The sequence below is a fragment of the Saccharothrix ecbatanensis genome (assembly GCF_014205015.1).
GTDB lineage: Bacteria > Actinomycetota > Actinomycetes > Mycobacteriales > Pseudonocardiaceae > Actinosynnema > Actinosynnema ecbatanense.
The window spans coordinates 2,127,564-2,151,618 of the sequence record NZ_JACHMO010000001.1 but is presented as its reverse complement, the minus strand read 5'-3'; the positions used below and the strand labels follow the sequence as shown (position 1 = coordinate 2,151,618).

At 69.8% G+C, this 24,055-nt stretch carries 17 protein-coding genes and 1 pseudogene; 7 read left to right on the top strand and 11 right to left on the bottom strand.

The window, feature by feature from the left end:
* Positions 1–5: 5 nt before the first annotated feature.
* On the bottom strand, positions 6–1,214 hold the full coding sequence (locus F4560_RS09240) for a GNAT family N-acetyltransferase (RefSeq protein ID WP_184918618.1): 1,209 nt from the start codon (positions 1,212–1,214) through the stop codon (positions 6–8).
* Here F4560_RS09240 and F4560_RS09235 point away from each other — a divergent pair.
* The 5 genes from F4560_RS09235 to F4560_RS09215 are packed head-to-tail and all read left to right on the top strand — an operon-like array spanning position 1,198 to position 9,038.
* Positions 1,198–2,913 (top strand): S1 family peptidase, encoded by a 1,716-nt coding sequence (locus F4560_RS09235; RefSeq protein ID WP_312868923.1) that lies wholly within the window; start codon positions 1,198–1,200, stop codon positions 2,911–2,913. The genes F4560_RS09240 and F4560_RS09235 overlap by 17 nt on opposite strands.
* Positions 2,910–5,150: a serine/threonine-protein kinase gene (locus tag F4560_RS09230; protein WP_184918614.1), complete on the top strand. Its 2,241-nt coding sequence runs from the start codon at positions 2,910–2,912 to the stop codon at positions 5,148–5,150. The genes F4560_RS09235 and F4560_RS09230 overlap by 4 nt, the downstream gene beginning before the upstream one ends.
* A complete protein-coding gene (locus tag F4560_RS09225) occupies positions 5,147–6,577 on the top strand; it encodes a vWA domain-containing protein (protein ID WP_184918612.1) in 1,431 nt (476 codons plus the stop codon). The genes F4560_RS09230 and F4560_RS09225 overlap by 4 nt, the downstream gene beginning before the upstream one ends.
* A complete protein-coding gene (locus F4560_RS09220; protein WP_184918610.1) occupies positions 6,574–7,707 on the top strand; it encodes a GlnX family signal transduction membrane protein in 1,134 nt (377 codons plus the stop codon). The genes F4560_RS09225 and F4560_RS09220 overlap by 4 nt, the downstream gene beginning before the upstream one ends.
* Positions 7,704–9,038: an ABC transporter substrate-binding protein gene (locus F4560_RS09215; RefSeq protein ID WP_184918608.1), complete on the top strand. Its 1,335-nt coding sequence runs from the start codon at positions 7,704–7,706 to the stop codon at positions 9,036–9,038. The genes F4560_RS09220 and F4560_RS09215 overlap by 4 nt, the downstream gene beginning before the upstream one ends.
* Before the next feature lie 263 nt (positions 9,039–9,301).
* Here the strand turns inward: F4560_RS09215 and F4560_RS09210 are convergent, their stop codons facing one another.
* From F4560_RS09210 to F4560_RS09170, 9 genes are all read right to left on the bottom strand, one after another.
* Entirely contained in the window at positions 9,302–9,967 is a 666-nt protein-coding gene (locus F4560_RS09210; RefSeq protein ID WP_184918606.1) for a lytic polysaccharide monooxygenase, read from the bottom strand.
* A 116-nt stretch (positions 9,968–10,083) separates the two neighbouring features.
* Entirely contained in the window at positions 10,084–10,515 is a 432-nt protein-coding gene (locus F4560_RS09205; RefSeq protein ID WP_184918604.1) for a hypothetical protein, read from the bottom strand.
* Positions 10,512–10,925, bottom strand: coding sequence for a hypothetical protein (locus F4560_RS09200; RefSeq protein WP_184918602.1), 414 nt, complete (start codon positions 10,923–10,925; stop codon positions 10,512–10,514). The genes F4560_RS09205 and F4560_RS09200 overlap by 4 nt, the downstream gene beginning before the upstream one ends.
* A gap of 65 nt (positions 10,926–10,990) precedes the next feature.
* Positions 10,991–11,698, bottom strand: a complete 708-nt coding sequence (locus F4560_RS09195) for a hypothetical protein (protein WP_184918600.1) — start codon at positions 11,696–11,698, stop codon at positions 10,991–10,993.
* Positions 11,699–11,868: 170 nt separating this feature from the next.
* Positions 11,869–14,196: a family 49 glycosyl hydrolase gene (locus tag F4560_RS09190; RefSeq protein WP_184918598.1), complete on the bottom strand. Its 2,328-nt coding sequence runs from the start codon at positions 14,194–14,196 to the stop codon at positions 11,869–11,871.
* A 46-nt stretch (positions 14,197–14,242) separates the two neighbouring features.
* A complete protein-coding gene (locus tag F4560_RS09185; RefSeq protein WP_221483421.1) occupies positions 14,243–15,970 on the bottom strand; it encodes a glycoside hydrolase family 13 protein in 1,728 nt (575 codons plus the stop codon).
* Positions 15,971–15,989: 19 nt separating this feature from the next.
* Entirely contained in the window at positions 15,990–16,853 is an 864-nt protein-coding gene (locus F4560_RS09180; protein ID WP_312868918.1) for a carbohydrate ABC transporter permease, read from the bottom strand.
* A 16-nt stretch (positions 16,854–16,869) separates the two neighbouring features.
* Positions 16,870–17,838 carry a carbohydrate ABC transporter permease gene (locus tag F4560_RS09175; RefSeq protein WP_184918594.1) on the bottom strand — a complete coding sequence of 323 codons (969 nt, stop codon included), beginning with the start codon at positions 17,836–17,838 and terminating at the stop codon, positions 16,870–16,872.
* A gap of 23 nt (positions 17,839–17,861) precedes the next feature.
* Entirely contained in the window at positions 17,862–19,142 is a 1,281-nt protein-coding gene (locus F4560_RS09170) for an ABC transporter substrate-binding protein (RefSeq protein WP_184918592.1), read from the bottom strand.
* Between the two features lie 193 nt (positions 19,143–19,335).
* Between F4560_RS09170 and F4560_RS09165 the strand changes: the two genes are divergently transcribed.
* On the top strand, positions 19,336–20,496 hold the full coding sequence (locus F4560_RS09165; RefSeq protein WP_184918590.1) for an ROK family transcriptional regulator: 1,161 nt from the start codon (positions 19,336–19,338) through the stop codon (positions 20,494–20,496).
* Between the two features lie 91 nt (positions 20,497–20,587).
* A complete protein-coding gene (locus F4560_RS09160; protein WP_184918588.1) occupies positions 20,588–23,740 on the top strand; it encodes a glucan 1,4-alpha-glucosidase in 3,153 nt (1,050 codons plus the stop codon).
* A gap of 172 nt (positions 23,741–23,912) precedes the next feature.
* Here the strand turns inward: F4560_RS09160 and F4560_RS46535 are convergent.
* Positions 23,913–24,020, bottom strand: a pseudogene (locus F4560_RS46535) (hypothetical protein); the annotation flags it as partial.
* Between the last annotated feature and the right edge of the window lie 35 nt (positions 24,021–24,055).

Genomic DNA, 24,055 nt, shown 5'->3' with positions numbered 1-24,055 from the left:
GCGGTTCAGAACCAGTGCAGGCAGTGCGGTGGGCGTTCGGCGCGGAAGAGGGCGTCGGCGAGGGTGGCCGCGTCCGGGTGGTGGGCCCGGATGTGTCCGGCACGCACGAGCGTGCTCGGGGCGGTGCCGCCGAGGTAGACCGAGCCCAGGTCGCTGACGTCCAGGGACAGGTCGGGCTCCCGGTCCGTCGGGACGCAGTCGGCCTTGCCGTCGCGGACGGTCAGCAGGTAGCGGCCGTGCTCGCCGAGGAACGGGTCTTCGACGTCGAGGACCAGCTCGCCATCGGTGAACCAACCGCGCGCGGTCAGCGCACGCGGGACGTCCAGCAGCCGCACCCAGAGCCAGTCGGTGTCGCCGCCCACCTCGCCGGCGCGGAAGTCCGCCAGCTGCCAGCGCAGCGGGTGGTCCGGCGGGCAGTGCTTGAGCACGACCCGGGTGACCAGGTCGTGCCCGAGCAGGAACCGGGCCAGGGCCGTGGAGACCGCGTCGTCGGTGGCGATGGTCTCGTCGACGGTCAGGGTGCCGTGCTCGCCGAGCGAGTAGCTGGCATACCCGTCCGGGACACCGTCGGTGTCACGGTGGACGGCGACATAGCGCGGCGCGGGAGAGATCGGGGGCTGGCCGGCGCCCACGGCCCACCAACTGCGCGGCCTGGACAGTGCGCCGGGCTGTGCGCGGCGGTAACGGTCGTAGACGTCTTCTAGGATCCCTCCGCACTCCGAGCGCCGCATCACCTCGACCGAGCCGGTCGCCGTTCCAGGCGCACGAGGGAGCGCGAGAGCGGCACGGTGGCGCTGCACCGTCAGCGTCTGCGTGTAGGTCGCCGGTCCGTAGCCGAACCTGCGGTAGATCACGGCCTCGGTGGCCAGCAGCACGGACAGGAACTCGCCTCGGGCCCGCAGCTCGGTGAGCTGGTGCCGCATCATCGCGCTGAGCACGCCCTGGCGTCGGTGCGAGGGCAGCACGCCGACGGCGCTCACCCCGGCGGCCGGGACGATGGTCTCGCCGGGCAGGGTGAGCTCGAAGGAGTACGCGGCGGCGGTGCCGACGGGCCGGCCGTCCGGCGTCACGGCGAGCAGGCCGCGGTCCATTTCGAGCGCCGACCACCAGAGCCCACCACCCCCGGTCGGGGCTTCCCGGAAATGCCCGAACGCGACATGGAGGGTATCGACGAAGACGTCGAGGTCCTGGTCGGTCGTGGAACGAATCTCCATTGCTGCCGCTTCCTCCTGGCATTCCCAGACCACGACTCGTGGTGTCCCACGCAGTCCAGCTTCGCGCCGTGTCCAGGTCAACCGAATTGCGGTCGGGCACACGCCGCCCTTTGCGCCATTCGAGGGGTTGATCCCCGGAGTGCCTCGGGCGGGTCGGGGCGCGTCGTATGGTCGCGGCGTGGGGGCTGGACAGCGACGTTTGTCCGACGGCGAACAGTGGCGGGTACGCCTTGTCGACGCCGAGGGACGCACCCATGGCGCCGGAGTCCAACTGGGGCAACGGCATGTGCTGACGTGTGCGCACGTCGTGTCCGACATCGGTGACGACGTCGTGGTCCAAGTCGGGTCCACCACCGCACGGGCCGTCGGTCGCAAGAGCGTGCCGGTGCTGCCGGACCGTCGCGGTGACGTGGCGCTGCTCGAACTGGATCGCGAGTTACCCGGCGCCGGCGCCGTGCTGAGCCGGATGGCGGTGAGCTGGGACCGCGCCGTGCACGTGTTCGGGTTCCCCGCCAAGGTCGGCGACGGCGTCTACGCGCGCACGGTGCTCGCCGGCGCGGCCGGTCCCGGGTCGGAGTGGATCCAGATGAACGCCCGGTCCACCGTCGAGCAGCGGGTGCGTCGCGGGTTCAGCGGCGGTGGGGTGGTCGACGAGCAGACCGGCGCCGTGCTCGGCATCGTGGTCAGCGAGTACAAGGACAGCACGCAGCCGGCCGGCCTGTCGTGGATGATCCCGGTGGAGACGATCGTCTCGCACCTCCCCGACGTGGACCGGTGGGTGACCGGCGAATCCGCCGCCGACGAGGTGTTCAGCGGCAAGGCGGAGCCCGGCGTCACGCGGGTCGGTGTGGCCAAGGCGCTGGCGGACTGGCTGGCCCGGGGGGATCGCGGTGACGTCGTGATCACCGTGGTGGGCGCCGACCGGAGCGAGCTGTACCGGCTGGTGGCGTTGTCCGACCGGGGGTCGCGGTTGGTCTCCTCCGACGCGCCGGAGGGCACGGTGCCGGCGGTCGGCAGCATCGACCTGGCCGTCGACGCCGCGAAGCGGACCGCGGACCAGGTGGCGCGGCGGATCGTGCGCCGGGCGGGGATCGCCGTGGACGACCGGCTCGGGTCGAGCGCGGTGGTCCGGGCCGGTATCCCGCCGATGACGGTCGTGGTGGACGGCGTGGACGAGGCCGTTCACCCCGACGGCTTGCTGAACGACGTGCTGCGACCGCTCGCCGACCACGGGACCCGGCTCATCCTCGGGTTCCGGCACGAGTCCTCGCCGAGCCTGGCCGTTGCCTGGGCGTGGGAAGTCGAGCAGCGCCTGGACGGCCTGACCCGGGTGATCATGCGGCACCCCGACGACCGGGCGACGAAGCTCAGGCAGCGGGCGACCGAGCTGCGGATCGTCGCCAAGCGCCTCGATCCCCCGCGGGTGCGGCCACGACTGGAGAAGTTCGCCCGCGAGGTCGCCGCCATCGAGGCCGACGCCGATCCCGGTGACGTGCCGCGTGAACTCCACGAACAGGAGAAGCTGCTCGGTGTCTACCTGTCGGAGGCGGTGAAGCGCCGGATCGCCGAGCGCGCCGACCTCGTCGCCCTGCACCGCACGGCCACCGGGTTGCTGCGCCGATCGCCACCCGATCTGACCGCCGTGAGGGACACGGTCCTGGCGTACGCGCGCGCAGTGCGACAGGAGGAGCCGAAGTGACCCCGTGCAACCGGCCCGGCTGCGGCGGAACCGTGGAGGAGACGGGTTTCTGCGACACGTGCGACCGGCGGCCGTTGAGCGTCGACGTCCAGGTCGACGTCCAGGCGGACTCCGACAGCGGTCGGCGGGGCAACCCGTTGTCGTTGCCCGTCTTCGCGTTCCCCGACCCGTCGAGCCGCATCCGCTCCGACGCGGAGGTGCCGGAGCGGAGCCGCCGGTGCGGCCGTTGCGGGGCGGAGGTCGGTCGGAGCTACAAGGGGAACCCGGCGCGGGCCGAGGGGGTCTGCGGCCCGTGCGGCTACCCGTACTCGTTCCTCCCGACGCTTCACCAGGGCACTGTGGTGGCCGACCAGTACGAGGTGCTGGGGTGCTTCGCCCGCGGCGGCATCGGCTGGGTCTACCTCGCGCGCGACACGCACCTGGACGGCAACCTCGTGGTGCTCAAGGGTTTGATCGACGCGAACGACACCGGGTCGGCCGTGGCGGAACGCCGTGCGTTGACCACCATGGACCACAAGAACATCGTGCGGATCTTCAACTTCGTGCCGCACCGCGATGCCCGGACCGGTGAGTCGCGGGACTACATCGTGATGGAGTACGTCGACGGGCTGGAGTTGAGCGAGGTACAGCAGCGGTCCTCGCTCGGGAGTGAGCCGCTGAAGGCGGAGCACGTCCTCACGTGCGTCAGGCACGTCCTGGAGGCATTCGAGTACCTGCACGGGCGCGGGTTCCTCTACTGCGACATGAAGCCCGCCAACGTGATCGTCCGGCCGGGCGACCGCGGCGAGCACGAGAGCCGGGTGAAGGTGATCGACCTCGGCGGGGTGCGCCGGGCCGACGACCACACGTCACCGAGGATCGGCACGGACGGGTACGAGGCGCCCGAAGTCAGCGGCCCACACGACCTGACGGTGCGGTCCGACATCCACACCGTCGGGGAGATGCTGAAACGGCTGTTCCACGCCACCGTCGACTGGGGGCAGCTTTACCCGATCGAGAAGAGCACCAGTCCCCTCGCCACTGCGGCGAGGTCGTTGGAACGACTCCACGACCGCGCGGCCCACAAGGACCCGGCACAGCGGTTCGCGTCGGCCCGGCAGATGCTCGACCAGCTCGACGGCGTGCTGCGGGAGTTCGCCTCCCTGCGCGACGGGGTCGCCAGGCCCGAGCCGTCCACCACGTTCACGCCCACGGCGGCGCTGCTCGACGACGGGCTGGGCTCGGTGCCGCCGTTGGCGCGCTGGACCCGGCCCGAGGAGTACCGCGGCACCGGCGAGTCGCTGCCCGACGGGCGTCCGACGCCCGGCGCGGTCGCGGTCGGGCTGCCCGTGCCGCGGGTCGACCCGGACGACGCCGCCGAGAGCGTCGTGACGGCCGCCGGCGCGTCCGAACCGCGTCGGCTGCTCGACAAGCTGTCGACGGCCGGGCTCGACACCGCCGAAGTCAGGTTCGCCCGCTGCCGGGCGTACCTGGAGCTGGCCAGACCCGACCAAGCCGCAGCCGACCTGGATGCCGTGGTCAGCTTGGAGGCCGTGATCGGCTTGGCGCCCGACGGCTGGCGGATCGCCTGGCACCGAGGGCTGCTCGCGTTGGCCCGGAACCAGGTCGACGCGGCCCGGCCGGAGTTCGACGCCGTCTACGACGCCCTGCCCGGTGAGGACGCGCCGAAGCTCGCGCTCGGGTTCTGCGCCGAGCACGGCGGTGATCTTTTCCGCGCGGAAAGGCTGTACGAGGCGGTCTGGCGGCGTGACCGGTCGCAGGGCAGCGCCGCCTTCGGGCTGGCACGCATCCGGCTCGGCCGCCGTGATCGGGCCGGTGCGGTGGCGTTGCTGGACGAGGTGCCGAAGGTGTCCCGGCACTACGACGCCGCCGCGGTCGCGGCCGTGGTCATCCTCGCCGGCCGGCTCGGGCCCACCACGGCCGAGGGCAAACCCGACCCGGCCGACCTGAGCGAGGCCGCGGACCGGTTGTCCGGCCTCTACCTGGACGGCGGCGCCCCGACCGGTCCCGCCCGTGAACGGATGACCGCGATCCTGCGGGAGGCCGCGTTCGAGGCGGTCGCCGACCCCGTCGTGCTGCCCAGGGGCGGGATTTTCGGCTCCGGGCCGACAAGGAAGGAGTTGGCCCGCAACCTTTCGGAGTCGTACCGGGCGTTGGCCGGTCAGGCCGACGACGCCGACGACCTCGCCATCCTGATGGACCTGGCCAACAAGACCCGTCCGAGGACGTGGAGATGACCTCAGGAACGCAGCCCCGGATCACCCTGGCGGTGGAGCAGAACGAGTACCTGTCACCGGGCGACACGGAGATGCACGCCGTGCTGACCGTCACCGCGGCAGGACTCGGCGGCATGGCGGGACCCGATGGGGCCGACGCCGCCGAGGTGATCGCCGTCGACTGCTCCAGCTCGATGCTCTACCCGCCGACCAAGATCGCCTCGGCCCGGGAGGCAGCCGCCGCCGCGATCGACGCGTTGCGCGACGGCGTGCACTTCGCCGTGGTCGCGGGCACCGACACCGCGCGTGAGGTGTACCCGAAGGACGGGCGCCTCATCGTCGCCACGTCCGAGTCCAGGGCGATGGCGAAGCAGGCCGTGCGCCGGCTGAGGCCCGACGGCGGCACCGCCATCGGCACGTGGCTGCGGCTGGCGGACCGGCTGCTGGCCGCCCACCCGTCGGCGATCCGGCACGTCATGCTGCTCACCGACGGGCGCGACGAGCACGAGACCAGGCAGGAGCTGGACGCCGTGCTCGCGGACTGCGAGGGACGCTTCACCTGCGACGCGCGCGGCATCGGTGCGGACTGGTCGCCGGAGGAGCTGCTGCGCATCGTGTCCGTGCTGCACGGGTCCGCCGACGCAGTCCGGGCCGGTGACGAGCTGGTGGCCGACTTCGCCGGGATGATGCGCACGGCGATGGACAAGGTCGTGCCGGACATCCGGATCCGGGTCCGGATCGGGCGGTCGGCCCGGCTGCGGTTCGTCCGGCAGGTGCTGCCCACGCAGGCGGACCTGACCGAACACGGCACCCGCGTCGACCAGCGCACGACGGTGTTCTCGACCGGCGCGTGGGGCGAGGAGAGCCGGGACTTCCACGTGTGCCTCGACGTGAGCAGGGATGACGCGCCGCTGAACGAGGAGGTCCAGGTCGCGCGGGCGGACCTGGAGGTCGACCACCCCGGCGCGGATCGGGGCGGGCCCGGCGTGATCCGCGTGCGCTGGACCGCCGATCTCAAGCTCTCCAGCGTGATCCACCCGCTGGTCGCCCACTACAGCCGGCAGACCGAGCTCGGCGCGGCGATGATGGCCGGCTACGACGCGTACGACGTCGGGGACGCGCGGCGTGCCGAGGAGCAGTGGGGACTGGCCGTGGCGCTCGCCTCCGCGACCGGCAACGCGGAGGCCCTGCGCCGGTTGGGCCGGTTGGTGGACGTCGTCGGCGAGCCCGCGGCCGGCGTGGTGCGGGTCAAGCCGTCGCTCTCACCGGAAGACCTCCTCAGCAGTGCGATGGGCTCGGTGAAGTCCAACCGCGTTCCGCCGGGCGAGGTGGTGGAGGTCGCGGAAGTCGAAGGGCCGGACGTCGTCTGCCCGAACTGCGGGCTGGTGTGGCCGCCCGGCTGGGTGTACTGCGAGGGGTGCCGTCACCGCATCGGGGCACCCTCGTGACCACTGTCGGACAGCCGCAACGCCTTCGCCGGCGGGAAACGCGGTGGCGGACCCGGCCGGTGCTGCGGTCGTTGCTCGCCGCCATCCTGGTGACGACCGCGGCGGTGGCCGCCTTCTCGTGGGCCGCCTTCGACAGCGTCCACGACACCATCGACACGGTGGACACCCGAACGTCCGCCGCGCTGGTGGCGGCGTCGGCCGCGAAGTCCGCGCTGGTGGAGGCCGACCGGTTGGCGATCAACAGCTTCGTCACCGGTGAAGCGCGGCTGTCGGGGCCGGGTGACCAGTACCAGAACCGGATCGCGGCGGCGAGCCAGAGCCTCGCCCAGGTCGCCGAGGCCAACGTCGCCGGCGATGCGGGCAGCGAGCAGATCCAGGTCGTGGAAGGACTGCTGGTCGCCTACACCGGGTGGATCGGGCAGGCGGACGCGCACCACCGGCAGGACAGCGGCCTGGCCACAACCGACCTCTGGTACGCCTCCCGACTGCTGCACGCGGACGGTGGCGTGCTGGCGCAGCTCGACACGCTCGTGGACGTGCAGCGGGACGCGCTGGCCGTCCAGCTGGCGAGGAGCTCGACATCGCTGTGGCGGGTCGTGTCGCTGACCGTGCCCGTGGTCCTGCTGCTCGGCCTCCTGATCGGCGCGCAGGTCTTCCACGCCAAGCGGTTCCGCCGGACGTTCAACCCGCTCTTCCTCCTGGCCACGGCGGTGCTGGTCGGCTTGTGCGTGATCACCCTCCGCGGTGTGGACGCGCAGGACCGGGTCGCGGGCGCGGCCGGTGACCTGCGTGCACTCGTCGAGACCTGGGAGGACCGGACTTCCGCCACGACGGCCGTCGGTCAACACGCGCTCGGCGACCTGGTGACGGCCGAGTGCCGGGCCGCGGACGGCGGGTGCGGCTACACCGTCACCCGGTTCATCTCCGAACTCCCCGCGGTTCATGGTGAGGCGCAGGCCTCCGACCTCGTGCTGGCCGAGCGGGTCGAGCGCGTCAACGACAACATCGACGCGGCGAACGACGCCGCGGACCTGGAACTCCTGATCCCGGCCGCCGCCTTGCTGATCGCGGTGCTGGTCTGGCTCGGGTTCCGTCCCCGTCTCGACGAGTACAGGCACAGGCGACGATGACCAGGACCACGACATCACTGCTTCCGGCGTCGCTTCGGGCGTTGCTTCGGCCGTTGCTTCCGGCGTTGCTCACGGCGTTGCTGGTGGCGGCCGGCCTGGCCGGGTGCGCCGGAGCCGGAGCCACGCCCACCGTCACCATCCTCGGCTCCTGGACCGGCGCGGAGAAGGAGAGCTTCGAGGCCGTGCTGGCGGCGTTCGAGGCGGAGGAGGACATCAAGGTCGAGTACAGCGGCACTCGTGCGCTCGGCCAGGTGCTGCGATCCGAGGTGCAGCAGGGCACACCGCCCGACCTTGCGGTGCTGCCGAGCCCCGGTGAACTGGCCAACTACGCGCGGGACGGCTACCTGCACGCGCTCGACGACGTGCTCGGCCCGCAGACCGACGAGTACAGCGGCCAGTGGGTGGAGCTGGAACGGGCGGCCACCGGTAGCCGTTACGGCGTCGCGGTGAAGGCCGATCTCAAGGGCACTGTGTGGTTCAACCCGAAACGCCTGCCGGCGCCGAAGCCGGAAACCGAGGCCGAGTTGTCGGCGTTCCTCCGCGACGTCGCGGGCGCGGCGCCGTGGTGCATGGGGATGGGCGCCACCCCCGACTCCGGGTGGCCCGGGACCGACTGGGTGGAGAACGTCCTGTTGCAGCAGGCCGGACCGGACGTCTACCGGCAGTGGGCGGGCGGTCGGCTGGCGTGGACGTCGGAACCCGTCAAGCGCGCTTGGTTGACGTGGGGGCAGTTCATCGGGCCGGACGCGGTGCGGGGTGGGCCGAAGTCCGTGCTGCTGACCGATTTCGCGGACGCCGGCCGTGGCCTCTTCGACCAGTCGGCCGGCTGCCTGCTGGACCACCAGGGCACGTTCGCCATGAGCACGTACAAGGGTTACGGGATGCCGCTGGTGGCCGGGGAGGACTTCGACTTCTTCCCCTATCCGTCGTCCACCGGTGGGGAACGGGCGTGGGAGGTCTCGGCCGACCTGGCGGCGATGTTCAACCGCACGCCCGAATCCGAGAAGCTGATCAAGTTCCTCGCTTCCTCGCGGGCACAGGAGATCTGGCCGCGCGGCGGTGGGGCGTTCTCGGTGAACCGCAAGGTGCCTACGGCGGTGTACGGCGACGACGTCAGCCGGAAGATCGCTTCCACGCTGACGTCGTCCGGCACGTTCTGCTTCGACGCGTCGGACCTGATGCCGGGGGTGATGCGCACCGCGTTCTACCGGGCGGCGCTGGAGTACGTCAACGACCCGGCCCGCCTGGACACCGTGCTGGCCCAACTCGACACCGTGCGGACCAACATCGGACCGGACGAGTGGCTCGACTTCCCCTGCGGCGCCGCATAACCCCCCGCGTGTCGAACCCCCAGACCCCGCGTGTCGAACCTCCAGACCCCGTGAGTCCTACGTTCAGGACCCGTGAGTCCTACGTTCGGAACGGGTGAATTCAACGCTCAGTACAAGATCGTTTGTTCTGAGCGTTGAATTCGGGGGTCCTGAACGTAGGACACGGTGGTTCTGAAGGTACGACTCGCGCGTTCTGAACGTAGGACTCACGGGAGCGCACTAACGGGCGCGACAGGCGCTAGCCAGACGTTGACCAGCGGACATCAGCCGAAGTCGACGTCACTGCACAGGAAGTACTTCTGGTCCATGTGCGACGCCTTCCAGACGGTGATGAGCACGTGTCGTCCGCTGTATCCGGAGGTTGACACGTCGGTCTTGTACTCGAACTGGGACGAGTACCGGCCGGTCTGCTTGACGAAGTCCAGGTCGTCCCAGCCGATCACGGACGTGGTGGGGTCGAAGCCCTGCTTGGTGATGTAGATCTTCAGGTAGTCGGCGCCGTGCCGGGCCACGTCCTGCACGGTGACGGGGAACGTGCTTCCCACCCTCGCCGCCTTCCAGGCGCCGGGGTTGTCCATCGGCGCGTAACGCCCCATCTCCGCACGTCCGGCGCTGCAGATCTGGCCGTCCGGGATGGCGCGCTCGATGTCCTCGCCCAGGTTGTTGGCGTACAAGGCGTTCCAGTTCCACATGGCGTCCGGGCTCTGGTGCCAGGCCAGGTAGCACATGAAGTCCTGCTCCTGCATGCCCGGCGCGCCCGGGCCGTTCCAGCGGGTGGCGCACCCGTAGTTGCGCGTGGGCGGATCGACGACCGTGCCGTGGGCCGAGGCGCGGGTCGGTTGGAAGGTCAGCGCCGAGGCGATGAGTGCCGCCAGGAGCGCGAAGTGCAGGGCTGTCCGGCGTCGGACCGTGGGTGAGGCGGTGTGCATGGGTGTCCTCCGTGTGTGAAGTGGGGCGGTGGCGTCGACAGAGGTCGACGCCACCGCTTTCCGCACGAGCGGGACCAGCCGGCCGCCACCGGGCGGTCCCGCTCACCCCGGCGTGGTCAGGCCACGCCGGAGCGTCCTGGTGTCGACTGCGACGGGAATACGCGCGACTGGTCGGCGGACATGAGCACCAGGCACGCGGTGATCAGGACGAGGTTCTTGACGATGAACTCGCCCTCGGTGGTGAGCAGCAGCGGGTTGCCGGCCTGGAACACCGCGTGCGGCTGGACCAGCAGCACCAGGAACGTGCCCAGCAGGTGTGCCGAGGCCGCCGCCGCGACCCACAGGAGCCGGCGGCCGAGCCAGAACGCCGCGCCGAGCACGACCTCCGCCGCGCCCAGCGAGTTCAGCAGCAGGTCGCGGTCCAACCAGGGCGCCGTGCGGGCGACCAGGTCGGCGACCGGTGTCACGTCGGCGATCTTGAGCGCGCCGAACCAGACGAACACCAGGCCGAGCGAGCAGCGCAGCAGCGTCACCGCGCGGGCGTTCACGGCGCACCGCACGTGGTGGTGTCGACGGGGTCGACGCGCCATTGCCCGTCCTGGAGGCGCAGCAGGTGCTCTCCGGTGCGCTCACCGTGCCGCCAGGTCACGCTGGCCAGGTCCGGCCCGTCGGCGACCACGCCGAGCACCTCGTACGGGATTCCGGGCCCGCACCGCGCGAGCCGGTCCGCGAACACCTGCCGCTCGTCGCGCTGCTGTGCGTCTGCGGTCCACATGTCCCACGCCGTGGTCGGGTCGCCGCCCGACAGCAGGCCGAGGTACGTGGTGGCGACCCCGCGCAGCCGCGCGGCGTCCTCCGCCGTCATGGCGTGGTGGTGATGGTGTCCTGATTCAGTGGAATTGGCGGCGCAGCCGGCGACGACCGTGACGGCCAAGGCGATGTGGACAAGGGTTTTCACCGTGGATCCTCCCGGGTGACCGGGTGGCGGCCCCGCAACGCTGCGGGACCGCCACCTGCCTGGTGTCAGTTGCCCAGGCGCTTGGTCCCGTACCGGGAGATCCAGGTGTTGCCGCCGACGTTCATGTCCGCCACGACCTCGACGGAGTCACGCGTGGCCTCCAGGCTCATCGAGCCCTGGTTGGAGCCGGCCAGCTCGTAGACCCACGTCTGCCCGACCGGGATGGTGCGATCGGCGAGTGGCACGTCGTGGAACCCGAGGCGGATGACGTAGTGCGATTCGCCGTTGCCGCGGGGCACCTCGACGTAGTCCTGCTGCGGGTGCCCGTACTGGACGGACGCCCGGTAGTGGTGGTCCACCGAGCCCGAGGGCGCGCGGAACTTCAGCACCAGGCAGTCGGTGTGCACGGGCGCGTTGCTCGTGTTGGTGAAGATGAGCTTGCGGCTGCCGTAGTAGGTGCCGCCTTCGAGCTGGACCTTGACCGACAGGCCCACGTTGCTCTTGAAGCTCGTGGTCAGCGACTCGTCCAGGACCGGGTTGCGGCTCGGCACGGTGTAGTCCGTGCCCCGCCGGCACCGCTCCATCGGCGAGCCGTCGACCGAGGACGGCCCGTCCGGGTACTGCTGGCCGTGTGCCGCCGGGCCCGCGCTCACGGGGGACGTGACCGCGACGACGTTCGCGCTCGCGGGCAGCGAGGACGCGAGGAACGCCGCGGACAGCGCGAGGCCGGTGACTCCGGTCGCGGTCCAAGCCGCCTTGACCGACTTCTTCATGGGTGTGCCTCCGTCAGAATCGGAAGGAAGCACCGGGGGAAAGGGTGTCCCGCCGGGGCTTGAACACCGTGGCGGCGGCTTCTTCAGGTTAGTGCACGACACTTTTCGGTGTCAATAAAGGACTTACTTGCTACACGTTCAGACTAATGCGACAGTCCATTATGGATCTGTCAGGCGACGAGTGTCCACTTCTGACTGTTCCACGCGCCGCAGTCCCACAGGTGCAGGCGGGCGCCGTTGGAGGTGCTCTGGCCTTCGACGTCCAGGCAGCGGTTGGACTTGAGGTTCTTCAGGGTGCCGTTCGACTGGAAGGCCCACTTCTGGCTGTCCCAGGTGCCGCAGTCCCAGAGGTGGGCCTTGGTGCCGTTGGCGGTGGCGCCGCCTTCGACGTCAAGGCACTTGCCGCCGGACTTGAGCTGCTGCCCGTCGAGCGCCCACGCCATGGAGGCCACGTCGGCGCAGGTCCACTGCTGAACTGGGGTGCCGTTCGCCGTGCCGCCGCCCGCGCGGTCGACGCACTTTGCGGTCCCCCCGTTGACGATCCGGCCGCCGGTGACCGGGTCGGGGCCCGGACCGGGGTTGTTGCCGCCGGGGCCCCAGGCGTTCCAGTTGTCCCAGGTCTCGGCGTCGAAGCCGATCCGACCGAGCTGGTCCGCGGCCCAGTTGGCGCCGGCCTTGTCGATGACGGTGCCGCCGACGGTGTAGTTCTCCAGCTTCAGGCCGCGGCTGTCCCGCGTCTCGTTGCCCAGGACCACCTTCTGCCCGCTGCTGTTGCTGTACCGCTTGAGGAGGCTGACCTGCGAGGACGCGTCCAGGTGGCTCCAGGCGTCGATCTTGAGGTTCTTGACGTGGATGTGCTCGGTGCTGGACAGGGCGAAGACGCGGATCGCGCAGTTGGTCATGCCTTCGACGGTGATGTTCTCGAAGGTCATGTTCTTCACCCACGTACTGGGGTTGGCCGTCGTGGTCGAGCCCATGTTCTCCCAGTGCGAGGAAGAGTTGATGATGCAGGTGTTGTACTTGACGTCCTTCCAGTACATCCGGTTGTGGATGACGTGCGTGTTGTTCACCCGGACGTTGTCGATGTTGCGGGGAGTCCAACCCCACTGGATGACCGGGCCGTTCTCGTTCTTCCAGATCACCGTGTTATCGATGCTGACGTCGCTGTGGTACATCTTCAGCACGTCGTCGTTGGCGTTGAAGAACGTGTTCTTCATGGTGCTGCCGCGGTAGAGCTCGATGCCGTCGGTCTGCCAGTACCAGGAGCCGACCTGCTTGTAGTTCTCGACCCGCATGCTGAAGGTCTGCTCGTCGCCGTAGACGACGAACGAGTGGTACGGCGGTTCGTTGATGGTCACGCCCTGGAGGTCCAGGTGCTGCTGCCGACCCTGCGCCGACGCGAACTGGAGCATCTTCACGCAGGTGGAGTGGCAGTTGGACGAACCCGACAGGTGGTTGTAGTTGTTGGCGGTGTCGGCTTCGTAGACGTACTGCTCGCCGGAGAGCACGCCGTAGCCGGTCACCCTGTACAGCCCTTGACTGTCGTCGGGGAAGCGGACGGCGCCCTTCACGTACGCCCCAGGCGCCAGGTAGACCCACTTGACCTGCTTGGGCAGCAACGCGTGGTACTTCGAGGTCATGTAGTAGGTGCCAGGCCGGAAGTACACGATCTCCTCGCTGATCGTGTTCAGGTTGGTGACCTGCCCCTGCGGCGGGTAGTAGGTGCTCCCCGAGGCCGTGGTGGGGATCAGCCGGTCCCGCTCCGTCCCGGTGGGCGCCGGTTCGGCGAAGATCATCATGGAGTTGCGCGGCTCGGTGTGGATGGCGCGGTTGCCGTTGCCCGAGGCAGTGGTGAGCTTGCCGGCGTCGGTGGCCGGACCCGACATGTCGTTGTACGCCGTGTACAGCTGCGGGTCGAACTCGACGGAGAAGCGGTAGCCCGCCGCGCTGTGGGGAACCTTGACCCGAACGGTGTCGCCGTCGACGAGCTGCTTGGCGAAGTTCAGGCTGCTGGGCTTGATCTTGACCTGGTCGGCCGAGGAGATGCTCTGGCCGGTGCGCAGGGAGACGTCGACCCACACGTCGGTCGCGTACTGGAAGGACGACCAGCTCATCGTCAGGTTCGCCGACGAGGAGAACTCGGCGCCGTCCTCCTTGGTGTAGCCGATCTTCCCCTTCCCGCTGCGCGCGATGCTCATGTACGCGAACGAGTCGTACCTGGTCGCCGGCGCCGCGGCGGTGGCGACCTGGACGTCGTAGAACGACGAACGCCTGACCTTGTCGCTCGCCACCGGGCTGCCGGTGTTGAACTCGTGGTTGTCGTGCCACCACGTCTTGAGCTGATCGCTGTCAGCGGTGGAGGCGGCGGCGACGGAGGCGGCCTGGATGACCGGGGGCGTCTCCGCGCCCGCCGTGACGGCCGGCGCGACGGCGCCGGCCAGGGCGAGCGCCAGACCGGCGACAAGCGCCGCCGGTCGGCTCACTCTTGCTCTGGACATAACGAAATCCTCTTCTCGTCATTGGGAAGGGATGTCCGTCAGGGAGTCAACGGACGAATACGTGCGCACTCCATGGTTCCATCGCAATCCGTCCATTCACGAGCGAGACGGATTCCACATTGGACAGAACCAGGTCTGTGGCGGCCCACTCGCCGTCGAGCACGGCGGTCGGTGTGGTGCCGCTGAGGTTGGCCACGACGAGCAGGCGGGTGTCGTCCAGCTCGCGTTCGAAGGCGTAGATGTACGGGTCGTCGGCCAAGAGCATCCGGAAATCGCCATGGGCGACCACCGGGAACGTGTGGCGCAGCTCGATGAGCCGCCGGTAGTGGTTGAAGACCGAGAGCGGGTCGTCGTACTGGGCCTGGGCGTTGAGCCAGGTGTGGTTGGGGTTGACCACGATCCACGGCTCGCCGGTGGTGAACCCGGCGTTGCGCGTCGAGTCCCACTGGACCGGTGTGCGGGCGTTGTCACGGCCCATCGCGCGCAGGCCGCGCAACACCGACTCCGGGTCACCCCCGGCGGCGACCGACTGGCGGAAGTGGTTGAGCGATTCCACATCACGCAGGTCACCCACCCCGGCGAACGGGACGTTGGTCATCCCCAACTCTTCGCCCTGGTACACGAACGGCGTCCCGCGGTGCAGGTGCAGCACGGTCGCCAACGCCGTCGCCGACTCACGCCAGTACTTGCCGTCGTCACCGAACCGCGACACCACGCGGGGCTGGTCGTGGTTGTTCCAGTACAGGCTGTTCCAGCCGACCTCTCCCAGCGCGGTCTGCCACCGACCGAGCGACGCCTTGAGGTCACGCAGGTCCAGCGGCTTGGGGTCGAACTTGCCGCCGGGACCGTGGTCGAGCGAGACGTGCTCGAACTGGAACACCATGTCCAGCTCGCGCCGCGTCGGGTCGGTGAAGAGCCGGGCGTCCTCCCAGGTGACGCCCGGCATCTCCCCCACCGTCAACAGGTCGCCCGGCCGGTCCTCGAACACCTCGCGGTGCATCTCCTGCATGAACTCGTGGATGCGCGGGCCCGTGCCGTAGTGGGGGAACCCGTTGCCGAGTCCGCCGGTGCCCGTGGTGGCGCCGTCGGGCAGGTCCGGATCCTTGGAGATCAGGTTGATGACGTCCATCCGGAAGCCGTCCACACCCCGGTCCAGCCACCACCGCATCATCTCGTAGACCGCCTGCCGGACTTCCGGGTTCTCCCAGTTCAAGTCCGGCTGCTTGCGGTCGAACAGGTGCAGGTAGTACTCCCCCGTCGCCTCGTCCAACGTCCACGACGGGCCGGAGAAGAAGGACTCCCAGTTCGTGGGCTCGGCGCCGGGCTGCCCTGCCTCGAACCCGTCCCGGGGCGGGCGCCACCAGTACCAATCGCGCTTCGGGCTGTCGCGCGAAGACCGCGACTCCACGAACCACGGGTGCTCGTCGGACGTGTGGTTGACCACCAGGTCCATCACCAGCTTCATACCCCGGGCGTGCGTCTCGGCGAGCAGCCGGTCGAGGTCGTCGAGCGTCCCGAACACCGGGTCGACGGCCTGGTAGTCGGAGATGTCGTACCCGTTGTCGGCGTGCGGTGAGGCGTAGACGGGCGACAGCCAGATCACGTCGACGCCGAGGCGTTGCAGGTGGTCCAGCCGGGCGGTGATGCCGTTGAGGTCGCCGACGCCGTCGCCGTTCGAGTCGGCGAAGCTGCGCGGGTACACCTGGTACACCACGGCCGAGGTCCACCACGGGGCTGTGGCCACGGCGTGGGTGACCGTCTGTTCGAGGCTCAATGTATGTCCTTTTGGGAGGTTATTTGACGGCGCCGAGGTTCACGCCGCGCATCAGCGTGCGTTGGAAGAGCAGGAAGAACACCAGCGCGGGGAGGATGCCCGCCAACGACGCGGCGGCCAGGGCCGTGGGGTCGCTGGTGTACTGGCCGCTCAGCGCGCCGAGCGCGACCGACACCGTCTGGTTGTCCGCCGACGGCAGCAACACCAGCGGCAGGAAGAAGTCATTCCAGGTCCAGATGAAGAAGAACGTCATCAGCACCGCCATCGTCGGCCTGGTCAGCGGCAGGACCACCAGCCGCAGCACCTGGAACCGGCTCGCGCCGTCGAGCCGTGCGGCTTCCAGCACCTCCGGCGGGAACGTGCCGAGCACCGAGGACAGCATGTACGTGCCGAACGCGCTCTGGAGCACGGCCAGGATGATGATGACGCCGGTCATGGTGTCGTAGAGCCCGAGGTCGCGGGTGAGCACGAACAGCGGGTAGACCAAGGCTTCCTGCGGGATCGTGAACGCGAGCATGAACAATGCGAGGATCCAGATCCGCCCGCGGATGCGGCCGATGCCGATGGCGAACGCGGACAGCAGGCTCAGCGTCACCGCGATCAGCGCCACGCTGCCGCTGATCACCACGCTGTTGAGCAGCTTGCGGTTGAAGTCGACGCCGCCCCAGAAGTCCACCAGGGCGGAGAAGTCCAGCTCGGTGGGCAGCGAGACGGGGCCGTTGGCGATGTAGTCCGGTGCGGGCTTGAACGCGTTGATGAGCGCGATCCAGAACGGGAACAGCATAAGCAGGCCCACACCGGCGACCAGGGCGAGCACGACCCAGCCGCTCACACCGCGCTTGCGGCGCTTGACCCGGCGCACGGGAGGGGACGCCGGGCTCACGGCCGGCTTCTCCGGACTATGGACGGCCGTCATCGAACCCCTCCGAGTTGCGGGTCTGGTAGCGCAGCAGCGCCACCGCGACGACCGAGATCATCAGCGCCAGCACGGACGCCACCGCGGCGCCGTAGCCGACCTTCGTCGTGGTGAAGAAGCTGGAGAACGAGAAGTAGGCGGGCACGATCGTGCTGGTGCCTGGACCGCCGCGGGTGAGCACGAAGATCGGCGCGAACACCTTCAACGCCGCCACCGACGTGGTGATCAGCACGACCGCGATCTCCGGTCGGAGCTGGTTGAGCGTGATGGTGCGGAACTGCTGCGACCAGCTCGCGCCGTCCAGCTCGGCGGCCTCGTACAGCGCCGGGTCGACCCGGGAGAGCCCGGACATGAACACCACCACGGTGTAGCCGATCTGGAGCCAGACCAGCACGTTCATCACCGCGTAGATGGCGAGGTCGGAGTCGCCGAGCCAGTTCTGCGCCAGGCCGCCGAGCCCGAGGTCGCGCAGGGTCGTGTTGATGATCCCGTACTGCGGTTGGTACATCCACTTCCACAGCACGCCCGCGACCGCGATCGGCAGGATCTGCGGCAGGTAGTAGGTGGCGCGCAGGAAGCTCGCCACCTTCGACCCGAACTTCGGCGAGATGTAGTTGAACAGCACTGCCGCGACCAGGACCCCGATGGCCGTCGGGAGGATCGCCATGGCCACGATGAACGCCACGCTGTGCCGGAAGGACGCCCAGAACAGCGGGTCGCCCAGCAGCCGCTGGTAGTTCTCGAACCCGATGAACACCGGGTCGCCGACGCCTCTCCAGGAGGTGAGGCTGTACCAGAGGTTCATCCCGAACGGCACGGCGACGACGGCGAGGAACCCGACCGCGCCCGGCAGGATGTACCACCAGTAGCCGCCACGGCGTTCCGACGTGCCCTTGCGTGGCGTGACGGCGTGCGTGGCCGTGTTGAGCGTGACTGTGTTCGTCGAGGGCATGACGATCCTTTCCCGCGGCCGGTCTAGGCGGTCGGCTTGCCGGCGTCGTAGGCGGCCTTGATCGCCTCGACCACCTGCTGCGGGGTCGCGTCACCGCCGACGAGGTTCGTGGTGTTGGCCAGCAGCACGTCGTTCAGGCCGGCGACCGGCCAGTCCGGGTACCAGGCGAGCCCGCCCTTGTCGCCGGACAGCAGCTCGGTGAACCGGTCGCCGACCAGCAGGCCCATCGCCGAACTCGCCGAACCGGGCTCGGACGCGACCGGCACGCCGCCCTTGTCGGCCAGGAAGTTCTGCACCTCGGGCCGTTGGGTGATCTCGATGAAGTCGTACGCGAGGTCCTTGTTCTTGGCCTTCGCGGGCACGACCCACAGGTTGCCGCCGGAGCCGGGGTGCAGCTTGTTGCCGGGGAACAGGAACTGGTCGGTCTTGAACGTGGGCTGCTCGGCGATCTGGCCGCCCCACCACGTGCCGGAGACGAACATCGGGTACTGGCCCGCGATGAACGCGTTGCCCGCGTCCTGGGCGGGGATGCCGGTGGAGTCGGTGCTGATGTACTTGTTCTCCACCCACTGGCGCATCGTGGTGGCGGCCTTCTCCCAGGCCGACCAGTCCACCTCGCCCTCGAACCGCTGGTAGGCGGCCAGCGACTTCTCATCCATGTGCGCCAGGGCCAGCGAGTACAGCAGGTGCGGGCCGGGGTAGTCGGCCGAGCCGAGCGCGAGCGGCGTGAGGCCCTTGTCGGTGAACGTCTTCAGCGCGTTCTCGAACTCCGCCAGGGTCGTCGGCACCTGCACGTTGTGCTGGGCGAACAGGTCCTGGTTGTACCAGACGCCGACGTACTCGCCGTAGTTGGTTACGCCGTAGCGCTTGCCGGAGCCCATGAGCCCGTTGTCGTCGTACAGCCCGACCTGCTGGGCGGTGTTGTCGACCTTCCAGCTCCGGCTCTGGGCGACCTCGGTCAGGTCGGTGAGCAGACCGGCCTTCGCCACCACACCGGCGGTGGCGTTGCCCTTCAGGTACTCCAGCACGTCGGGGGTGTCGTTGGAGTCCAGGATCAACTGCCCCGACTGCTGCATCTGCTCGTAGGTCTTGAGCTCCTGCTTCACCGTGACACCAGGGTGCTCCTTCTCGAAGATCGAGACGGCGTGCTTCCAGGCGGCCGACAACGCGCTGTCGTCGGTCTCCCACCACCACACCTTCAGCGTGTTCGGGTCGCCGGAGTCGCCCCCGCTCGAACACCCGGTCATCACCAGGGCCAGGGCCGCGGCCACTGCCGTGACCAGTCGTACGGGGTTCCTGCGCATGTCGATCCTCCAGAGTCGCGACGGCGGCGTCGCCTTGCCCGAGGTTTTCTTTGTCGCAACATTAACGGTGAGAGGACTGTAACGCGTCAACCCGCTGCTAGTCACGTTTTCGTCACGTGAAGGGTCTTGCCAGCTAGTTTCGTCGCGGTACTATTGCGCTCCGGTTACCCCCGACCTCTACGAGGAGCGCACGGTGCTCGACGCCGCATCGCCCTGGGCACCCCTGCTGCCGTCCGCACGGCGCGTGACGCTGGAAGTCCTGCTCCACGGACCGCTGGCGCGCTCCGAACTGGCCGACCGCCTGGGCCTGTCGACGGCGAGCCTCACCCGGCTCACCAAGCCGTTGATGGACGCCGGCCTGCTGCGCGAGGTGGAGACGCCGAACCTGCGCGGCGGCGGCCGTCCGCTCCAGCCGCTGGACGTCGACCCCGACGTGCAGCGGTTCATCGGCATCAAGCTCGCCGGGTTCCGCGCCTACGGCGTGCTCACCAACCTGCGTGCCGACATCCTCGACAGCGCCACCGTCGAGATCACCGACCAGTCACCCGAGGCCGTGGTCGAACGGATCGCCGAACTGGTCGCCGCGCTGGACGACCCGGCCCGGCCCGTCGCCGCCATCGGCATCGGCATCGGCGGCGTGGTCCGCGACTTCGCCCGCGTGCAGCGCGCGGTGTTCCTGCACTGGCAGGACCTCGACCTCAGTGCGGCGGTCGGCCGGGCCACCGGCAGGCCGACGGTGGTGTCCAACGACCTCGACGCGCTGATGGCGGCCGAGCACTGGTTCGGCGACGGGCGCGACGTGCAGAGCTTCGCCGTGCTCACCATCGGCGCCGGTGTCGGCGGTGGGCTGGTGATCCACGACCGGCTCGTCAGCGGCCCGGACTCCGGTCTCGGCCTGCTCGGCCACTTCCCCATCGACCCGCTCGGCCCGTCCTGCCCGGAAGGGCACCGCGGCTGCGTGAAAGCCCTGCTCACCACCGACGCCATCCAGTCACAGGCCGCCCTCACCCTGGGCCGGTCGGTCACCTACGACGAAGTGCTCGACCTGGCCGAGGCGGGCAACGCGGTCGCCGACCAGATCGTCGGCCGGGCCGGGCACGCGTTCGGCACGCTGATCGCGGCCGTCGCGAACATCGCCCAACCGGAACGGGTCATCCTCACCGGTGAGGGCATCCGGCTGGCCCAGGTCGCCGAGGCGCGGATCCGCGCGAGCATCGCGCAGGCACGCCACGCCGAGGCGTCACCGATCGACCTGCGCCTGATCAACGACGACCCGACGCTCTGGGCCCGCGGCGCCGCTGCCGTGGCCATCCAGCGCACCGTGCTCGCCGCCCTGCCCAAGCGACTTCCCTGACCCCACCGCACGACCCCTCTTCCACGGCGACACCAGCCGTGGCGATGACGCACGCCCATCACCGCCGATGGAAGCTCGACGAGGAGCCCCAATGCGCACATCCCGTCCACGCCGGAGCAGAGCGCTCGCGCTCGCCGCCACCGGCTGCCTGCTCCTGACGACGGCCACGGCCACGGCCGAGCCCGACCCGCCCGGCGCCCCCGGCGCGGCCTCGACCTGGACGACCGGCGACAAGGAGGGCATCGGCACCTCGACCACCTCCGCGTCGAAGATCTGGTTCACCCTCACCGGCGGCACCCTCAGCGAGGTCTACTACCCCAGCGCCGACACCCCGAACTCGCGCACGCTGGAGTTCGTCGTCACGGACGGGAAGTCATTCGCACAGCGGGAAACCGAGGGCACGACCCACACCACGACCCTCGCCGACCGGAAGTCCCTCACGTACCGCCAGCAGGTCACCGACGACGCCGGCCGCTGGCAGCTCACCAAGACCTACATCACCGACCCCGCCGCCGCGACCGTCCTCGTGGACGTCGAGCTACGACCGCTCAAGGGCGGCGACCTCCGGCTCCACACCCTGTTCGACCCCCAGCTCGCGGGCGACTCGGGCAACGACACCAGCCGGGCGTCGAAGGACGCCCTGACCGCCGTCGACACCCACCTGCCGGACCGTCCCGTGGCCAGCGCCCTGGTGTCGAGCACCGGCTTCGCCGCGACCTCCACCGGCTACGTGGGCACCAGCGACGGGCTCGCGGACCTGGCCGCGAACTTCAGGTTGACCACGACGTACCCGCAGGCGGGCCCCGGCAACATCGCCCAGGTCGGTCAACTCCCGACCGGACGTGACGGCACGACCCGCACCACCCTGGCGATCGGCTTCGCGGGCACCAAGCAGGCCGCGCTCACCGGCGCCCGCGCGAGCCTGCACCGGCCGTTCCACGTGACCAAGCGCTGGTACCAGCTCGGCTGGCACCTCTACACCGACTCGCTCGAGAACCCGAAGCTCCCGGCCGACCTGCTCGACCAGTACTGGGCGTCGGTCATGGCGGTGAAGGCGCACGAGGACAAGACGTACCCCGGCGCGTTCTCCGCGTCGCTGACCATCCCGTGGGGACAGGCGGTGCCGGCGGACGGCGCGTCCGGCGGCGGCAGCGGCTACCACTTCGTGTGGGCGCGGGACATGTACCACCAGGTGTCCGGGCTGATCGCGGCCGGCGACACGGCGGCGGGCCGGCGAGCGGTGGACTGGCTGTTCACCCGCCAGCAGCGGCCGGACGGCAGCTTCCCGCAGACCTCCAAGGTCGACGGCTCCCCCGACCAGACCAACGTGCAGCTGGACGAGACCGCGTTCCCGATCGTGCTCGCGTGGCAGACCGGCAGGTTCGACCCCGCGTTCTACCGCGACCACATCGCCAAGGCCGCCGACTTCCTGGTCCAGGCGGGTCCGACGACACCGCAGGAGCGCTGGGAGGAGACCGGCGGCTACTCTCCGTCCACTTTGGCCAGTCAGATCGCCGGGCTGACCGCCGCCGCCGACATCGCCCGCCGCGCGGGTGACACCGACGGCGCCACGCTCTACAACGCCACCGCCGACTCCTGGCAGCGGCAAGCCGAGCAGTGGATGTTCACCACCAACGGTCCGCTGGGCGACGGCCGTTACTACATGCGCGTCTCCGGCAGTGGCGACCCGAACGACGGCGCCACCCGCGGCTGGGCCAACGGCGCGGGCGTGCACCCGGAGAACGCGGTGGTCGACGCCGGTTTCCTGGAATTGGTGCGGCTCGGCGTGAAACCGCCCGGCGACCGCGCGGTCGCGCAATCCCTGCCCGAGGTGGACGCGTCGATCAAGGTGACCACTCCCAGCGGCGAGATGTGGAAGCGCTACACCCACGACGGGTACGGCGAGACGGCGGACGGCGCGCCGTGGACCGGTGCCGGCATCGGCCGGCCGTGGCCGCTGCTGTCCGGTGAACGGGGTGAGTACGAGCTGGCCAACGGGCGCGACGCGCTCCCCTACCTGCGGACCATGGCGGCCACCGCGAACAGCGGCCGGATGATCCCCGAGCAGGTCTGGGACCGGGCCGAACCCACCGAGTACGGGCACGTGTTCGGCAAGGGCACCGGATCAGCCGCGCCGCTGGCGTGGGCGATGGCGCAGTACGTGCGGCTGGCGCAGGGCATCGGCGCGGGCAGGCCCGTCGAGACACCGTCCGTGGTGGCCGACCGCTACCGCGCGGGCGTGGTCCCGACCGTCTCCCTCACGGTGGACGGCCCTGACGACCTGTCCACCGCCACCGGCCGGACCGTTCGGGTGCACGGCACGACCGACGCCCGCTCGGTGGTCGTGGCGGTCGGCTCGGCGAAGAAGCGGGTGGACGTGGTCGGCGGGGCGTTCAGCGCCGACGTCGAGGTGGCCGGGATCGACAACACGATCAGCGTCGCGGCGGTGGGCGACGGCGCGACCGCCTACGAGCGGCGCACCGTGCTCTCCTACGGCGAACGCATCGGCGGGCTCACCGACCCGACCGGCGACGACAACGGGCCCGGCACGTACGTCTACCCGACGAACGGGGCGTTCAGCCCGCGCAGCTTCGACCTGACGAAGTTCGACCTGTTCCGCGACGGCGACCAGGTCCGGTTCGTCACCCGCGTCGCCGGGGCGATCAACAACCCGTGGGGCGGCAACGGGATGAGCGTGCAGCGGGTCAACATCCTGCTGCGCGACCCGTCCCAGCCGACCGGCGCCTCTCCCGGTCTGCCCGGCACGAACACCGCCACCGCCGGGGCGTGGAGCCGTGCCGTCGTGGCCGACGGGCGTTACCCGGACCAGCCGCTGTCCCTCGGGGTGTACGACGCGTCGACGGCCAAGGTGTCCACCGCCGAGCTTCGGGTGGTGCCCGCGACGCACGACATCGTGGTGACCGCGCCCGCGTCGGCCTTCGGGGACCTGGCGGCGGCCGGCTACCAGGTGGCGATCTACTCCAACGCCGAACCCGGTGAGGGCATCGGCCTGGTCCGGCCCGTGTACAGCAAGGCCCACTGGGACAACGGCTTCCCGTGGACCAAGGAGTACCGCTTCGGCGGTGGCGCGGGCGAGCAGAGCTTCGACCTGCCGAGCCGTGACACCGACATCAGCGATCCCAACACGATCGACGTGATCACCGGTGACGCCGACCAGGCCACCGTTCTCGACTGGACCGCGTCCAGCCCGGTCGTACTGCCCTTCGTGAGCCTGCGGCCCTGAAAGTAGCGGTGGCACCACAAGCGGCGGGCGCGAGCACCAGGTCCTGTGAACCGGTGCCCGCGCCCGCTTCCCATGGTCAACGGCTCAGCACTGTGGCCGATGGGTTCCGGTCACGCTCAATGGCAGGCGACCGAGTACGGCGAGAACTGGTGTGACGGGTTGTTGTCGAACGTCACGCTGAGGTTGCGCCAGGAGTTGGCGTTGACGGTGTCGTAGTGCCGCAGTACCCGCTGTTGAAGTACACGCGCGCGGCCCTGCCGGTGCGGTTCCAGACCGAACGGGCGTTGTTCCCCGATGAATCGAAGGTCTACCGAC

What these genes read in the sequence shown, in the direction of transcription:
- F4560_RS09195 (WP_184918600.1), bottom strand. Translation starts at nt 11,698, where the DNA reads ATGAAGAAGTCGGTCAAGGCGGCTTGGACCGCGACCGGAGTCACCGGC.
- F4560_RS09170 (WP_184918592.1), bottom strand. Translation starts at nt 19,142, where the DNA reads ATGCGCAGGAACCCCGTACGACTGGTCACGGCAGTGGCCGCGGCCCTG.
- F4560_RS09210 (WP_184918606.1), bottom strand. Translation starts at nt 9,967, where the DNA reads ATGCACACCGCCTCACCCACGGTCCGACGCCGGACAGCCCTGCACTTC.
- F4560_RS09160 (WP_184918588.1), top strand. Translation starts at nt 20,588, where the DNA reads ATGCGCACATCCCGTCCACGCCGGAGCAGAGCGCTCGCGCTCGCCGCC.
- F4560_RS09175 (WP_184918594.1), bottom strand. Translation starts at nt 17,838, where the DNA reads ATGCCCTCGACGAACACAGTCACGCTCAACACGGCCACGCACGCCGTC.
- F4560_RS09225 (WP_184918612.1), top strand. Translation starts at nt 5,147, where the DNA reads ATGACCTCAGGAACGCAGCCCCGGATCACCCTGGCGGTGGAGCAGAAC.
- F4560_RS09240 (WP_184918618.1), bottom strand. Translation starts at nt 1,214, where the DNA reads ATGGAGATTCGTTCCACGACCGACCAGGACCTCGACGTCTTCGTCGAT.
- F4560_RS09190 (WP_184918598.1), bottom strand. Translation starts at nt 14,196, where the DNA reads ATGTCCAGAGCAAGAGTGAGCCGACCGGCGGCGCTTGTCGCCGGTCTG.
- F4560_RS09215 (WP_184918608.1), top strand. Translation starts at nt 7,704, where the DNA reads ATGACCAGGACCACGACATCACTGCTTCCGGCGTCGCTTCGGGCGTTG.